The organism is Paenibacillus sp. BIC5C1 (assembly GCF_032399705.1).
In the GTDB taxonomy this organism is placed as follows: Bacteria; Bacillota; Bacilli; order Paenibacillales; family Paenibacillaceae; genus Paenibacillus; species Paenibacillus taichungensis_A.
Genome location: NZ_CP135922.1, coordinates 6,306,940 through 6,322,013, shown reverse-complemented (window position 1 = coordinate 6,322,013; position 15,074 = coordinate 6,306,940). Strand labels below are relative to the sequence as shown.

Annotated in this window: 12 protein-coding genes; 9 read left to right on the top strand and 3 right to left on the bottom strand. The window is 48.2% G+C overall.

What is annotated here, in order from left to right; genetic code table 11:
* Positions 1–6 precede the first annotated feature (6 nt).
* Positions 7–1,566: an MDR family MFS transporter gene (locus tag RS891_RS28455; protein WP_315793778.1), complete on the top strand. Its 1,560-nt coding sequence runs from the start codon at positions 7–9 to the stop codon at positions 1,564–1,566.
* Between the two features lie 158 nt (positions 1,567–1,724).
* Here the strand turns inward: RS891_RS28455 and RS891_RS28450 are convergent, their stop codons facing one another.
* Positions 1,725–3,158 carry a VanW family protein gene (locus RS891_RS28450; protein WP_315793777.1) on the bottom strand — a complete coding sequence of 478 codons (1,434 nt, stop codon included), beginning with the start codon at positions 3,156–3,158 and terminating at the stop codon, positions 1,725–1,727.
* 252 nt (positions 3,159–3,410) lie between these two features.
* Here RS891_RS28450 and ftsE point away from each other — a divergent pair, with 252 nt between their 5' ends.
* The 5 genes from ftsE to RS891_RS28425 all read left to right on the top strand — a co-directional run bounded on the left by ftsE (position 3,411) and on the right by RS891_RS28425 (position 9,441).
* Complete coding sequence (gene ftsE, locus RS891_RS28445) at positions 3,411–4,097, top strand: cell division ATP-binding protein FtsE (protein WP_024631580.1); 687 nt, start codon at positions 3,411–3,413, stop codon at positions 4,095–4,097.
* Positions 4,087–5,004: a permease-like cell division protein FtsX gene (gene ftsX, locus RS891_RS28440; RefSeq protein WP_063567509.1), complete on the top strand. Its 918-nt coding sequence runs from the start codon at positions 4,087–4,089 to the stop codon at positions 5,002–5,004. Before ftsE ends, ftsX begins: the two co-directional genes overlap by 11 nt.
* Before the next feature lie 153 nt (positions 5,005–5,157).
* On the top strand, positions 5,158–6,447 hold the full coding sequence (locus RS891_RS28435; protein WP_113055783.1) for a murein hydrolase activator EnvC family protein: 1,290 nt from the start codon (positions 5,158–5,160) through the stop codon (positions 6,445–6,447).
* 134 nt (positions 6,448–6,581) lie between these two features.
* Positions 6,582–8,051 carry a S41 family peptidase gene (locus RS891_RS28430; protein ID WP_076287642.1) on the top strand — a complete coding sequence of 490 codons (1,470 nt, stop codon included), beginning with the start codon at positions 6,582–6,584 and terminating at the stop codon, positions 8,049–8,051.
* A gap of 64 nt (positions 8,052–8,115) precedes the next feature.
* Entirely contained in the window at positions 8,116–9,441 is a 1,326-nt protein-coding gene (locus tag RS891_RS28425; protein ID WP_315793776.1) for a PDZ domain-containing protein, read from the top strand.
* A gap of 52 nt (positions 9,442–9,493) precedes the next feature.
* On the opposite strand, the gene RS891_RS28420 is transcribed toward RS891_RS28425, so the two are convergent.
* Both RS891_RS28420 and RS891_RS28415 read right to left on the bottom strand, forming a co-directional pair.
* Positions 9,494–10,183 carry a response regulator transcription factor gene (locus RS891_RS28420; protein ID WP_315793775.1) on the bottom strand — a complete coding sequence of 230 codons (690 nt, stop codon included), beginning with the start codon at positions 10,181–10,183 and terminating at the stop codon, positions 9,494–9,496.
* A gap of 21 nt (positions 10,184–10,204) precedes the next feature.
* Positions 10,205–11,479, bottom strand: a complete 1,275-nt coding sequence (locus tag RS891_RS28415) for a sensor histidine kinase (RefSeq protein ID WP_315793774.1) — start codon at positions 11,477–11,479, stop codon at positions 10,205–10,207.
* A 209-nt stretch (positions 11,480–11,688) separates the two neighbouring features.
* Here RS891_RS28415 and RS891_RS28410 point away from each other — a divergent pair, with 209 nt between their 5' ends.
* From RS891_RS28410 to RS891_RS28400, 3 genes are read left to right on the top strand one after another with little or no spacing between them, the layout of a single operon-like run.
* On the top strand, positions 11,689–12,624 hold the full coding sequence (locus RS891_RS28410) for an ABC transporter ATP-binding protein (protein WP_315793773.1): 936 nt from the start codon (positions 11,689–11,691) through the stop codon (positions 12,622–12,624).
* Positions 12,625–12,634: 10 nt separating this feature from the next.
* Positions 12,635–13,825, top strand: coding sequence for an ABC transporter permease (locus RS891_RS28405; RefSeq protein ID WP_113055778.1), 1,191 nt, complete (start codon positions 12,635–12,637; stop codon positions 13,823–13,825).
* Positions 13,818–14,996 (top strand): ABC transporter permease, encoded by a 1,179-nt coding sequence (locus RS891_RS28400; RefSeq protein WP_113055777.1) that lies wholly within the window; start codon positions 13,818–13,820, stop codon positions 14,994–14,996. The genes RS891_RS28405 and RS891_RS28400 overlap by 8 nt, the downstream gene beginning before the upstream one ends.
* Positions 14,997–15,074: the final 78 nt, after the last annotated feature.

The window sequence follows — 15,074 nt, the reverse complement described above, 5'->3', positions numbered from 1 at the left end:
AGTAGAATGGCTACACGTAAAAATAATATTGGATTGGTGCTGGCAGGGCTGCTGCTGAGCATACTGATGGCTTCGATGGACAATACCATCGTGGCAACAGCTATGGGCGATATTGTCGGGAAGCTGGGTGGGCTCGACAAGTTCGTATGGGTGACCTCCGCTTACATGGTGGCCGAGATGGCGGGTATGCCAATCTTCGGTAAGTTATCCGACATGTACGGACGGAAAAAGTTTTTTGTTTTTGGAATACTGGTATTTATGCTCGGATCTGCATTATGTGGGACGGCAACATCAATCGTTGAGCTGACGATGTACAGAGCTATTCAAGGTATTGGTGCGGGTGCATTGGTGCCGATTGCCTTTACAATCATGTTTGATGTGGTCGCACCGGAATCACGGGGTAAATTGGGCGGTTTGTTCGGAGCCGTGTTTGGTTTATCCAGCGTATTCGGCCCACTACTGGGTGCTTACATTACGCAGTACGCGACATGGGAATGGGTATTTTATATCAACCTGCCGCTTGGTCTGATTGCGTTTGTGTTTATTGCATTTTTCTACAAAGAATCTCATCAGCATCAATCTCAACAGATTGACTGGCTCGGTGCAATCACACTAATTGGTGCAGTAGTCTGTCTCATCTTCGGGCTTGAACTGGGTGGCAAAACGTTTGCCTGGGGTTCATGGCAGATTCTCGGCTTGTTTGCCGGATTCGTGGTGTTAGCGCTGCTCTTCCTGTTTGCAGAAACGAGAGCCAAGGAACCCATTATCTCCTTCGGCATGTTCCGCAACCGGGTGTACTGGTCCAGTAATGTTATTGGCATGTTCAGTGGTGCGGCGTTTATTACCGCATCCGTGTATATTCCAATCTTCATCCAGGGGGTACTCGGTGGCAAAGCGACCAACTCTGGCCTCGTGTTATTGCCTATGATGCTGGGGTCTGTTGTGACGGCTTCCATGGGTGGGGTGCTGATGACCAAAATCAAGTATCGTAACATTATGATTCCTACGCTGGCCTTGCTGGTGGTTGGTCTTGGATTGCTGACGACGCTGGATGAAACTTCATCTTTATGGACGATACGTATATTCATGGTGATGATTGGTCTCGGTGTTGGAGCGTCGTTCTCGGTACTAAGTAATGCAGCCATGAACGCATTTGAACCGCAAAGACGCGGAGCAGCAAGCTCCACACTTAACTTCCTGCGTTCACTTGGGATGACGATGGGCATTACGATCTTTGGTATCGTGCAGAGCCAGGTGTTTACGCGCAAAATGAATGATGCCCTCGCCGGATCAGCGGCAGAAGCAGTGGGCGCTGGTGCTCCTGCAGGCGGCGTGCCTCAGGGAGTGAATCTGAGTGATCCACATGCGCTGTTATCGCCAGAGCTGAGAAAGGCGATTCCGCCTCAGGTGCTGGACGCCATTACACACGCGTTGTCTTCATCCATCGTGCAGCTCTTTGCCTGGGCAGCGATCCCGGCCGCACTCGCGTTGATTGCTGCATTCTTTATGGGTAATGAGAAGATGGTTATCGGCGAAGAGCAGAAAGAGTACACAGGCGGACATTAAAGGTTTCAGTCTAATCAAACATAATATGTATCTGTAAAACAAACCAAAGACACATCTCTCGAGGGACCCAGAATGGGGAACGGGAGATGTGTCTTTTTCTATTTGTTATTACCTTTGCAGGGATGAGCTTATCCATGTGTGCACAAGTGAAAGGAAGATTAAGGCTGCTTCGTGTCGCTGATGCCATCCTCTACGACAGAAGGCTCCTTGGGATCAGGCAGGTTAGTATGACCAGAGCGAGCAATCAGGCGATTCTGGGCTTTGTATGTGTCACGTGTAATGGTCTTGGATTCAACGATTTTGCCATCCACCTTTTTGGTGCGCATCGTTTCTACAATATATCCGGGTTGACCGTTCTGGAGCACCTGCTGGGCACCGTCAGGCAGTACGTTGCTCGATACATATTTCACGGGAGCACTTAATGTCTCAATTGTACGGGATTCAAGTGCATAACTGACGTTCTCCGGGAAGGTGCCGAAAAATTTGACCGTTAAGCTTCCACCTTCCACTTTGGCATGAATGAGCAGAGACTTGCCGGTATTGTTTTTGAACCGAAAATTGATCGAGCCTGAGGCAAACGTGGCATCCAGTCCCTTTGGCAAATATTTGACGGGCAGGGAATGGTTACGGCGTTCTACAATATCCAGTCCGGTCAACAAGGCTGCGTTATAGACTGTGCTTGATACCTGGCAGATGCCGCCTCCAATGCCAGGGGTTAGCTGCCCATTCACGATGACCGGGGCTTCCCGGAAACCATAGTCCTCCTCGGCCTTCCTAATGACCTTCTCATAATCAAAAGTACCATTTGGAGGCAAAATCATGCCGTTAACGGCTTGTGCTGCTGCGCTGACGTTATGTATCCGGCCTGCGCTGCTGTTTCCGAGGCTAGTGGAGAACTGAATGATCTTCCGATCAATTCCCTCTTGGCGCAGCGAATCGAGAGTCACTTCGGGTTGCAGCGTATACAACGGCAGCTGAATCAACAGCGGGTTTGGCTTCGTATCATGGTCCAGTGGAGCGAAATCCCGGTGCAGTTTAGCTTGCATCAGGCTCGCGAGTTCATCCCAAGCGATCCGGCGGACGCCTTTTTCAGGGATGTACTGGACCTTGTCACTTGCGGTAATGCGGCGAACAGCGTTCGCGGGTGTACCGAAGGTTTCCTTTTCCCAGGCAGGAGTCAGCTGCTCTCTCAGTGATTTTGAATTGTACGTCAGCTTCAGGGACCACTCCTTGATGAAATGATATCGAGCGTAAGCGCGCTCCCACAGATTGCCTTCATCCAGTTGCTGCACAGCTGTCCGGAAGTCGTCAGCACTGTAGCTGGCGCCTGTCTGGGCGGCCGTGAACATCATCGTTTTTGGTGCAGGATCTTGAACCTCCAGGGTGATCGGCCACGCTTCCATTTGTTTTAATCGTTCATCCAGTGCCGGTAAAACCTCCTTGCGATTCACGCCCTCAACCGACCACTCCCCAACACGTACACCTTCGGGTAGGGCGGGTTGGTTCACGTACATATACAGCAATCCATAGGACGCGGAACCGATTAATAGGATGGAGAACAGTGCAATGACCATCAAATGTATTTTTTTCATATCCGAACGCTCCTTTGTACTTCTGTTGTTCCGCATTTCGTAACACTTTCCATATATATGATCCAATGATGGAAAACTTTCGGGTACTCAATAGGTAACAAATTTGTTACAATAAAATTCATATGAATCCATGCTTCACCATCGAAAAAGGGGTGAAATGGATTTTCCCTGATGAAATTCAGGTCTTTTTAAAGGAAATGCCGGGATTGTGTCGAAATGATAATGGCTAACTATGCAACGGGAAGTGATGATGTGATAGAAATGCAGGACGTGTGGAAGACCTACGCCAATGGTACCCACGCATTACAAGGGGTGTCGGTGAAGATCGACCGCAATGAATTTGTCTATATCGTCGGTCCGTCCGGCGCAGGCAAATCGACATTTATGAAATTGATGTACAGGGAAGAAGTTCCGACCAAAGGACAAATATCCATTAACGGATTTAATATCGGAAAGTTAAAGCCACGCAAAATTCCTTACGTACGCCGGAATATCGGCGTTGTGTTCCAGGATTTCAGGTTGCTGCCACGCATGACGGCATTTGAGAATGTGGCATTTGCCATGGAAGTTATAGAAGCACCGAAGCGCCACATCAAGAAACGAGTGATGGAAGTGCTTGATCTGGTTGGATTGCGCAGCAAGGCGAATCGTGAACCTTCACAGTTGTCGGGTGGAGAACAGCAGCGTATTGCCATCGCACGTGCCATCGTGAACAATCCGTCTGTTATTATTGCGGACGAGCCTACGGGTAACCTTGATCCGGAGACGTCATGGGGCATTATGCAGCTACTGGATGAGATTAATTTCCGCGGAACAACCATTGTCATGGCGACCCACAACAAGGATATCGTCAATACGATGCGTAAACGGGTTATTGCGATTGAACGGGGACAGATTGTACGGGATCAGATGAGAGGGGAATACGGTTATGAATTTTAGTACTCTCTTGCGCCATTTGCGGGAGGGATTCAAAAACGTATTCCGCAACGGCTGGATGTCCGTGGCCTCCATCATGTCCATTATCGTGTCATTGCTCATTCTGGGCGTGTTCATGCTGCTGGTGCTTAATGTGAATTCCATGGCCAACCAGGTGGACAGTCAGGTCGAGATCAGTACGTTTCTCGAGCTGAACGTGGATGAGAACCTGCGCAACACGCTGGAGCAGGAAATCAGTGCCATGCCTGAAGTCAGTGAGATTCGTTTTGTCTCCAAAGAAGAAGGACTCAAGGAGTTTCGTGAACGTCTCGGAGAAAGTGCAGACAATGTGCTGAGCGGTTTCGATGTGGATAACAATCCACTGCCGGAGACTATTGAAGTAGAGGTCATCGAACCGGAAACCGTCACTTTTGTGGCGCAAAAAATCGAAGCATTGAACGATAAACACCCGGAGAAGCCGATCATGAAAGTGAACTACGGCAAAGAAACGGTGGAAGTGTTGTTCAAATTTACGAAGCTTGTCCGGAATATCGGATTTATTTTTGTCGGGGGACTGGGGTTGATGTCCATGTTCCTGATCTCGAATACGATTCGCGTAACGATTCTGGCCCGGCGCCGGGAGATCGGTATTATGAAACTGGTTGGGGCAACCAACACGTTCATACGTTGGCCTTTCTTTGTCGAAGGGGCATTGATTGGATTGATCGGTTCGGCGATTACGGTAGCGGTACTGTTCTTTGGTTACAGCCGCCTGATGGCCACGATTGGTCAGGATGTATTCATGCAGATGCTTAATCTAATTCCACTCGGTGATATTTGGCTGCTGTTTGGAACATTGTTGATCGGACTGGGTGTACTGGTCGGTATTTTGGGAAGTACATTGTCCATCCGCAAATCTCTTAACGTTTAATCGGAAAAGAATGGCAAAGCAGGTTCACAACTGAACGCTGTTTGACGATATGTAGTAAGGACGGAGTCTTTAGTGTAAAGAAAGCAAAGAACATGCTGTTCACCACCTGTGCAGGTTGCTTTCTTGTGAAATCATAGGATGGGGGATCACATTTTGAAAAAAACAGCTTCGCTGCTGGCTTTAACGTTATTGGCCAGTTTGACGCTTCAACCTTCTGACGGATATGCCAAGAGTAGCATTAGCGACATTGATCAGCAGATTCAGCAACTGGAGAATAAGGCAGCTTCGGCCAAAAAGGAGCAGCAAAAGGCTGCCAGCAACAAAAAGGAAGCCCAGCATTACAAGAACAAGACCAATGCTTACTTGAAAGTCGTCATGGAGCAGATCAATGTGGTTAGTGATGAGCTGGCAAACGTATCGTTGCAGATTGAAAATACGGAAGAGGATCTTCGGACAACGAAAAAAGATCTGCAAGCCGCAGAAGAACGTATCGTTGCAAGAGAGAAATTACTTGAATCACGTGTACGGCTGATGTATACAGATGGTGCCGTTTCTTATCTCGATGTGTTGTTAACTTCAACAAGCTTCTCTGATTTCCTGACTCGTGCCGATTCACTGAAAACGATTGTGGATCAGGATCAGCACTTGTTGGATGAACACAAAAAGGATAAGCAGCTCGTCGTGGATAAAAAAGCAGAACTGGATGTGCAATATGCAGAAGCCAAGAGTCTGTATGCGCAGAAGAAACAGCGTAAGTCCCAATTGAATGAGAAGGAACAGGAGAAGCAAGTGCTTCTCGCTTCTTATGATGCTAAAATTGAAGAGTCGGAAGAACTGACGCAAGAGCAGGAAGACGTATTGATGCAGATTGCCAGCAAACGTTCGGCCCTTCTGCAAGAGAAAAATAAATTGCGTGAGCAGCAAGCGGCGGCAGCAGCCAAAGCAAAAGCAGCAGCAGCTGCACGTGCCGCGGCAGCTGCGAAGGCGGCGACCAAGGTTAGCTCCAACAGCAGCAGCAGTAGCAGTAGCACGTCATACTCCAGTGGTAACGGCATCTTTGGTATGCCAGTATCAGGTGCGCGTGTATCTTCTGGTTTTGGACCTCGTATTCACCCGATCACGGGTGAAGTAGGTAAAATGCATGCAGGTGTAGACTTTGCTGTTGCTCAAGGAACGTCCGTTCATGCTGCTTCTGGCGGGATCGTCATCATGGCTGAATGGTATAGTGGATATGGTTACACCGTCATTGTTGACCATGGAGGCGGACTATGGACGCTTTACGGTCATTTACGTGAAGGCGGATTTAAGGTAAGCAAGGGTGACACGGTAAGCCGTGGCGATATTATTGCTGAATCAGGTAGTACAGGCAACTCCACTGGACCGCATTTGCATTTTGAAGTACGTGATAATGGAACAGCAGTGAATCCTTTTAACTATTTGTAGTTTTTAGCCAACAGTTGGAATGGAACAAACATATTCCGTACAAGCTAGGCATATACTAAGCTGGCATGTTCAGGGAAAGTTTCACAGAACAATTGAATTAGACACGCTTCAATATTAAAGGCGGTGACAAACGGATGATGAAGAAAAGATCGGCCCTGCTGCTTGTCATTGTAGCCCTTCTCGGAGGCAGCTTGCTTACGCTGGTGCTGATGAGCTCACCTGGTCTGGCACAAACGACACCTGGTGAAGGATTGCTCGCCAGCGTAACAGGCAGTTCGCAGCAGAAGAACGATTTGAAGAAGATTGAAACCGCGATGGATTTGATCTCAAGCAACTATTATAAAGACGTGGATCGAACCAAACTGATTGATGGTGCGATCAACGGCATGATGGAATCTCTAGGTGATCCGTACTCCAACTATATGGGGCAGGAAACAGCGGCCCAGTTCGAGGAGTCGATTGAAGGTTCATTTACCGGAATCGGTGCAGAGGTATCCTCACAGGACGGAAATGTTGTAGTAGTATCACCGATCAAAGGATCGCCTGCCGAAAAAGCGGGTATTCGCGCGAAAGACATGATTATGTCCGTGAATGGTGAATCCCTGCAAGGTTTGGAACTGAACAAAGCCGTTAACAAAATCAGAGGTCCAAAAGGCAGTGAAGCGAAGGTGCAGGTTAAACGTGCCGGATCTTCCGAGCTGATTGAATTTGTCATTGTGCGTGATGACATTGATCTGGAGACGGTTTACGCCCACATGGAGGATAACGGTGTTGGTGTGATTACAATCACTCAATTCTCGCTGAACACAGGAGATCGCTTTAAGGAAGAACTGGCGAAGCTGGAGAAGCAGAACATGAAGGGCTTAATCATTGATGTTCGTAATGACCCGGGTGGTGTTTTGCAGGTCGTTATTGATATTGCAGAGCAATTTGTTCCGAAAGGCAAAGTTATTGTTCAAGTGGAAGACAAGAATGGTAAAAAGGAACAAAGCAAATCAAACGGATCAGGTAAATCGTATCCAATTACGGTATTGATGAACAAAGGAAGTGCGAGTGCGTCGGAAATTTTGGCTGGTGCATTGCAACAGTCGGCAGGCGCAACGTTGGTTGGAGAAAATTCCTTTGGTAAAGGAACCGTACAGACGAGTTATGACAAGCAGATGGGTGATGGCAGCCTGCTGAAAATCACCATTGCGAAATGGCTGACTCCGAACGGGGACTGGATTCATGAAAAAGGTATCAAACCGGATATTGCGGTGAACCAGCCGGATTACTTCTCGGTGGCACCAATCAACAAAGAAAAATTACCTTTGAAATACGACAGCAATAGCACGGATGTGAAAAGTGCGCAGACGATGCTGAGAGGACTTGACTTTAAGCCGGATCGTGTAGATGGATACTATGACCAGAAGACAGAAGAAGCGGTCAAAGCATTCCAGAAACAAAAAGGCATTCAAGCAACTGGCCAGATTGATGAGAAAACCGCGGAATCACTGGAAGCGGCTCTGATTGAACGCATTGCCAATCCTCAATATGATGCACAGCTGAAGCGCGCGATCGAAAATGTCTCAAAGGATATTTCGTCCGCAGTGTCGAAGCCATAAAGAAGGCTGATTTTCAGCCTTCTTTTTTTCTGAACCGGCTGAAGGAGAGGGGTGACCGTCCACAATGGAATGGGCTTGGCCATGGTTAACCACATTAGGAGAAGCATTGTTGCAGTTGTTTATTCAGCCGTTTTATTATATTGCGGTAATCTTGATTGCTCTCGTTTATCATCGTCAACTCTTACAGGAACGTAAATTGTTCCACGTTCGTCTGCAAAGCTCGATAACACAGACCATTCGTGCAGTACTTGGAGGTATTGTGATCGGTGTAATGGTCTCCGTTATATCGCTGTTTCTCGGGGCGCATCTTACACTGAGCAGCCTGATCTGTATATGGGCAGCTACGTTATTCTTGGCATTATTCCGTATCCGATATTTATGTTTTGCTTATGCTGCAGGTTTGCTTGGCGTGTTGCAGTTTAGTTTAAATATGGCTTCGGGCTGGCAGCCGGCAGGTTGGATGGGAAGTGTCACTGAAGCATTACGTGCGATGGATATGCCTGCACTTCTTGTGCTCGCAGCTGTATTACATATCGGTGAAGCCCTGATGGTACGCATGCAAGGGGTATCGATGGCATCGCCTTTGCTCTTCGAAGGTAAACGCGGCAAGCTCGTTGGAGGATACCAGTTGCAGCATTTCTGGCCGATTCCGTTACTGATTCTGGTTCCCGTTACGGGCGGGGCCGAATTGCCATGGACAGCTTTGATCAGCGGTGGAAATAGCTACATGCTGGTTGCGCTGCCGATTATGCTGGGATTCGGAGAAGTTACGCAAAGTATGCTGCCGGGGAAAAAAGTCCAGATTTCCGCAAAGCGATTGTTGCTATATGGGACAGGGCTACTTGTGCTCAGCCTCCTGGCTGCGTGGTGGTCTCCACTCATGGTTGTCGCAGCCTTGGCTGCTTTCATTGGGCATGAGTTCCTGGTGTGGTACAGTGGCTTTGAGGAGCAAAACCGCAGCCCGCTGTTTGTACACCCTGAGCATGGCTTGAAGGTGCTTGGCGTCATTCCTGATAGTCCTGCGGAAGAACTGGGAATTGAAGCAGGGGAGACCCTGTACAAGGTGAATGGCGTATTGGTGCATTCGCCTGAGCAATTACATCGCGCTTTGCGTATGAATCCGGCCTTTTGTAAGCTGGAGGTACGTAATCATCAGGGTGAGAGCAAGTTCATGCAACGGGCGATCTATGAAGGTGAGCATCACCAGCTCGGGGTGCTCATGGCTCCGGATAATCATGAAGCCTGGGCGCTCCGCTTGCGTCCGCTAACTCTGTTTCATATCGTAAGTCTCAAGTTGTTCGCACGACGTCGGAAAGATCAGCTTGATGTTGAGGCTCCACTAGCACTGCCACCCGCACCGACGGGGGAGCAAAGATCTGTAGAGATGTAATGAAGAAAGGGTATTTCCTCCGCCTAATTGGGCGAGGGAAATACCCTTTTTGCTACTTTTTTAACATGAAAATGGCGATTTGGGTCCGGTCGCGTAAACTAAGCTTGCCGAGAATATCCGTAACATAGTTTTTGACCGTGCCTTCGCTTAAGAATAGCTTTGCGGCAATTTCTTTATTGGACAGCCCTTCGGATATAGCCTCTGCAACAGCCAGTTCCATACGGGTTAATCCGTAAGAGTCAATGGGTTCATGTGTTTGAGGAGCTGCAGCAGGACGGAGTAGACTCGCGAGCTTACGAGCAATATCGGGATGAATCAACATATCCCCGTTATGTACAGTCTTGATGCCTTGAATGATCCGGTCAGGGGGCACATTTTTGAGCAAATAACCGCTGGCTCCGTTTTGCAAAGCCTGGATAATATACTCATCATCGTCAAACGTGGTAAGCATCAGTACACGCACGTCAGGGAATCTTGCCTTAATAATTCGGGTACCTTCAACTCCGTCACAATCTGGCATGCGAATATCCATAAGTACAACGTCGGCAATTGTTCCTGACTCCAACAGTTCCATAGCTTCCCGGCCGTTTGAAGCTGTACCTGTAACGGTGATACCGGGATCGAGTCCAAGCAGGACTTTGAGACTTTCACGGATAAAGGAATCATCATCTGCAAGCATCAGTCGAATGGACTCAGGGGGGACAGAATGGCTCGAGTTATTTATTTCATTCAGGTCGGCCATGAGCAAATCACTTCCTTTTTTTTAGATCAGTTCAGCCTTGTTCGCCATGGGCAGGCGTGTAATCACCGTATAGGGATAATCCGACTTGATCTCCAGTTTCCCGCCAACCAACTGTGTGCGCAGGCGCATTCCTTCAAGTCCCATGCCGAGTCCTGTAGACTCTGCCTTTACGCCCGGGTTAGTACGAGACCCTTCATGTCTTCCTTTCGTTTGTTCATTGGTGGAAAGGGTATGGATCTTCCCATCGTTGCTGATGGACATACAGATTTCTCTTTCTCCAAATTCCAGTTCCACCGTAATCGTAGTGGCATTTCCATGACGGAGGGCATTGGTCAGGGCCTCTTTGGCATTTTTGTACAAAACAATCTGCATGCTGGGATAGAGTACATGTGAATGCCCACGCACTTCGTAACGCGTCTTCACCCCTGTTTCCCGGCCAATGTCTTCAAGTAGACGATCTAGTGCGTAGGCATCGGATATATAAGAGTCGGGCCGCAACTTATGAAGCGTGGATCGCATGTCATCCATACTGGCGGCCAATTGATCCCGAATCTGCCTCACCATTTCCGTGCCCTGTTCTGGGTGTATAGGGAGGGTGAGGAGGGCTGCCTCAGACATCATTTTGGTGCGAATCAGGCGATGACCAATATCATCATGAAGTTGCCGGGATATCCGGGTACGCTCCTCAACCTGTGCCGCTCCTTCAAGCTGCTTCGTGAATTGCAGCAATTGTTCGCGTGCTTCCTGAATCTCGTAATGTTTACTGCGCAGCTCATCGTACACCTGTTCAAGCTGCCCATGGCTGCTCGCACTTCTAGAACCCTGCCATGAGAGTGCTGCGGTGATGAGCAGGAGCAAGTTACCTGCTACCCGAGCCATTGTCTCTTGGGTGAAGCTATAAGGAATGGCCGTGTTTGTGTGAAGTGTAAGCCATGTATGAAGCTCCTGTGGTGGGGTGTAATACCAATGTAACGCGATATTGCTGGCTATAAGCTGAATTGAGAGCAGTAACCACCGCTGGGTCCTATCCAGTTTGTACATGTACACATAAAGCGCAGATAAGGAGAGGAAAAACATAAATGGGCCGTATAGAGCGATCAGCCAGCAGCTGAAGAGAATTTCGGCCGCAAGCAGCAAACGCTGCATACCTGAACGGGAGAAGTCTTTCCAAACTGCGAGTCCTAGCGCAATGATAATATACAGAGTATAGCTATCTTCTTGTTCCAGGGGTAGCACCAGAATGTACAGAATCGCAGGAACTATGAGTAAACCGTATTGCAGCAACCGCATCGGCATATGTCAGAGACATCCTTTATTTTAGAAGTGAAGGTATACCTTCCGGTAGTGTATGTCGATTATATCATAGGCAGTTTTCCCAACCGAAGATGACTTAAGTCACCTTTGTTTCATGACCTTTCGTACCTTCGCAGAAGATCATAATTCGTTACAATACAGATATGAAAATCCAGTCGCAGGAAGCTGGACGGAAGAGGAGTGTATAATCTATGGCTATGCTTGAAGTGGATCATGTCGTGAAACGATACGGTAGCAAGCTGTCAGTGGATCATTTAAATCTAAGTGTCGGTAAAGGTGAAATATTTGGATTGCTTGGTCCCAATGGAGCTGGGAAAAGTACCACAATTAGCATGATTGCCGGTCTTTTAAATATGGATCAGGGTGAAATTCGGTTGGATGGCATATCGGTCAAGGAACGGCCGCTTGAAGTGAAACGCAAAATCGGACTGGTACCGCAGGATTTGGCTCTATACGAAACGATGACCGCTGCGGAGAATGTCACTTTTTTTGCCCGGTTATATGGACTCCGTGGAAAAATGCTTAAAGAAAGGGTGCAGGAATCCCTCGAATTTGTAGGTTTGCAGGACAAAGCGAAGGACACCCCGTCCACTTTCTCAGGCGGTATGAAACGCAGGCTGAACATTGCGTGTGCCATTATGCATCGGCCGGAATTAATCATTATGGATGAACCAACAGTGGGCATCGACCCGCAATCGCGGAATCATATTTTGGAATCGGTCCGTACGCTTAATCATATGGGGTCAACCATCATTTATACAAGTCATTACATGGAGGAAGTTGCAGCAATCAGTCATCGGGTAGCGATTATGGATCAAGGGCATATCATTGCCTGTGGCACCGAAGCAGAGCTGAGAGAACGAGTTGCATCTGAGGAAAAAATAGTGCTCACCACTTTGGGCATTGGTCCCAACGTTGTGGAGGAGTTGAAACTTCACCCCCGTGTGCGGGCGGTAGAAGTATCAGACAATACATTGACCATTACGCTGCCTTCTGCACAGCAGGACCTACAGGATATGCTCTTCATTTGCAGCAAACATGAAATCTCCATTCAATCGCTCAAGGTCGAAGAGCCTGATCTGGAAACGCTCTTCCTCAATCTGACCGGACGTACGCTTCGGGACTAGGAGGATTCAGATGAACATATGGCATATTTGCATCTTTGAATTAAGACGGATTCTGAGAATTCGTTCCGTTCTGCTGAATCTGTTTATTCTGCCGCTGCTGCTCATCTTTATATTGGGTACTGCACTTTCCAGTACAATGGGGACAGCAAAAGAAGCTATTCCTGACCCGGTGAGAGTAGGGATCATTCAAACTGAAAAGAATTCCGGTTCAGATGCGATCAGTAAAGCGCTAAATACATTTGTGACTTCTCTGGCAGTAAGCGAAATGATGAAGGTACGGAACATACCTACGGAAGAAGAGGCTGTAAGTGCACTGCGTCGTGGTGATCTGGATTTTGCCGTAATCGTCCCATCGGATCTGGAAGAGCGGATCATGAAAGGGGAAGAGGCAAGGTTGCAATGGATACTGGGAAAGGATGGCACGCTCAATGTCGTGGGTGAGACTTTGTTTACGCGGTTCACGGATGAACTGAACAGACAGGTCGCTGCGGCGAAAGTGTTAGGTCCTGACGCAGTAGCTGCAATGACTGAGCATTCACAAAACATTAGCGCGAACACTTCATATATAGCCGTCAGCAGTCCTGGAGAAGTGGGCACTTCTTATAGTGCTTCACAATATTATGCGGCTTCCATGCTCGCCATGTTCATGCTTTACTCAGGCATGACAACCAGCAACAGCTTGTTTGGTGAAAGAGACAAAAAAACGCTAACTCGCTTACAGGCAGCTCCAATTGGCAATGGAGTCATTTTTGCAGGGAAAATTGCAGGCAATAGCCTGATTGCTTTCTTGCAGGCCATCATCATCGTACTGGCGACACATTGGTTATATGGTGTGAACTGGGGCACACATCCCGGGTTGATTGTTCTGATCTGTGTACTGATTACGCTGGCTTCCATGACTCTCGGCGTGATTGTTGCCCTAGTTTGCAAGAATGCCGCATCGGCAAGTGCAGCTCTTCAAGGCATCATTATTGCCATGACATTTATTAGCGGTGGATTCACACCCATTGCCGTTGGTTTTGTACAGCGAATAAGCGAATTTACAGTGAATCACTGGGCTTTGCAAAGTTTTCTGCGGATGATGCTGAACGCTCCCGTAAGTGAGATTATGTACAGCATCATGATGCTCGGTGCGGTATGTGCGGTAATGGTGGCGGCAGCGGGACTGATCTATAGAAAGGCGGGATATCGTTATGAATAGCCTGAATATTGCCTGGTTGATGATCCGGCGCACGATATTGCGCAAACGTGGTTTCATCACGTTCTTTCTTCTTCCTTGCCTTGTCGTCACAGGAACAATTGCGCTGTTTGGGAGCGAGGAGGGAACACGTGCAGTTATTCCTTATGTAAACGAGGATCAGGGCGCAGCAGGCAGATGGATTTTGGATGAGCTGGGCCGCAAAGAGGAATATCTGCTCAAGCCCATGAACAACGTTGCGGAAGTTAAGGAAGCCATCGCGCAGCAAAGGGGGAGTTCAGGACTCGTTATCCCGGCGCATTACACGGATAATTTACTGCAAGACAGACAGCCTGAAGTCCAACTGGTGGAACTTCGTGTCAGTGAAAGCGCCTATACGCTGAGAGCTGCGGTTGAAGGTTTGGCGGCGGGACTGAATCAATCTGCTACGGCAGTATTGGCAGCGACAGATGCGGCTCCGGATGAGACTCCTGATCCAGCTCTAGCCCAAGGAAAATTTAAAGAGTTGTTACTTGAACTTGATAAACATCAAATTTCGGGTGAAGCAACTGAGCTGCAGATTTATCCCAAACCGGGTCTGAACAACGTGACCGGATTTACGATTATGTTCATGATGGGGCTGCTGACCAGTACAGTTGCTGTTATCATGGAAGACCGCAGGCAGCGTACGATGACAAGAATCTACACGGCTCCGGTCCGCGCTTATGAAATAGCGCTGGGTAATTTTCTGGGGAGTTTTGCAATCGGCTTGATCCAAATTGTTTTGGTGCTGGGGATTAGCAGATGGGTGCTTCATTATGATGCGGGGATTCCATTTGGCATCCACATGCTCATCCTGGCCGCATTTATGCTGGTCGCTATGGGGATTGCAAGTACGGTTGCCGGCTTGATTCGTGAATCCAAAAATGCAACTATGCTGAATTCACTGATTATCACACCGACGTGTATGATTGGCGGCTGTTTCTGGCCACTGTCGATCATGCCGGATTACATGCAAAAACTCGCTAATTTTGTTCCGCAAAAATGGGCGATTCAAGCGGTGGAAACGATCTCTGCTGGTGGTACGTTGTCGGATATTACAATGCCGCTACTGATACTGTTTGGCATGGCAGCCATTTTGCTGACGGTGGGTTCTGCGATTCTTCGTCCCAGCCAGCCGGGCGTAGATGCGTAATGTGTAAATCGTTTGTATGATGAAGGTAATCACATCGTGTTCCATTGCTGTAAGACGAAGAAAATATGGGATCTGTCG

What these genes read in the sequence shown, in the direction of transcription:
- RS891_RS28455 (WP_315793778.1), top strand. Translation starts at nt 7, where the DNA reads ATGGCTACACGTAAAAATAATATTGGATTGGTGCTGGCAGGGCTGCTG.
- RS891_RS28450 (WP_315793777.1), bottom strand. Translation starts at nt 3,158, where the DNA reads ATGAAAAAAATACATTTGATGGTCATTGCACTGTTCTCCATCCTATTA.
- ftsX (WP_063567509.1), top strand. Translation starts at nt 4,087, where the DNA reads ATGAATTTTAGTACTCTCTTGCGCCATTTGCGGGAGGGATTCAAAAAC.
- RS891_RS28430 (WP_076287642.1), top strand. Translation starts at nt 6,582, where the DNA reads ATGATGAAGAAAAGATCGGCCCTGCTGCTTGTCATTGTAGCCCTTCTC.
- RS891_RS28425 (WP_315793776.1), top strand. Translation starts at nt 8,116, where the DNA reads ATGGAATGGGCTTGGCCATGGTTAACCACATTAGGAGAAGCATTGTTG.
- RS891_RS28420 (WP_315793775.1), bottom strand. Translation starts at nt 10,183, where the DNA reads ATGGCCGACCTGAATGAAATAAATAACTCGAGCCATTCTGTCCCCCCT.
- RS891_RS28415 (WP_315793774.1), bottom strand. Translation starts at nt 11,479, where the DNA reads ATGCCGATGCGGTTGCTGCAATACGGTTTACTCATAGTTCCTGCGATT.
- RS891_RS28410 (WP_315793773.1), top strand. Translation starts at nt 11,689, where the DNA reads ATGGCTATGCTTGAAGTGGATCATGTCGTGAAACGATACGGTAGCAAG.
- RS891_RS28405 (WP_113055778.1), top strand. Translation starts at nt 12,635, where the DNA reads ATGAACATATGGCATATTTGCATCTTTGAATTAAGACGGATTCTGAGA.
- RS891_RS28400 (WP_113055777.1), top strand. Translation starts at nt 13,818, where the DNA reads ATGAATAGCCTGAATATTGCCTGGTTGATGATCCGGCGCACGATATTG.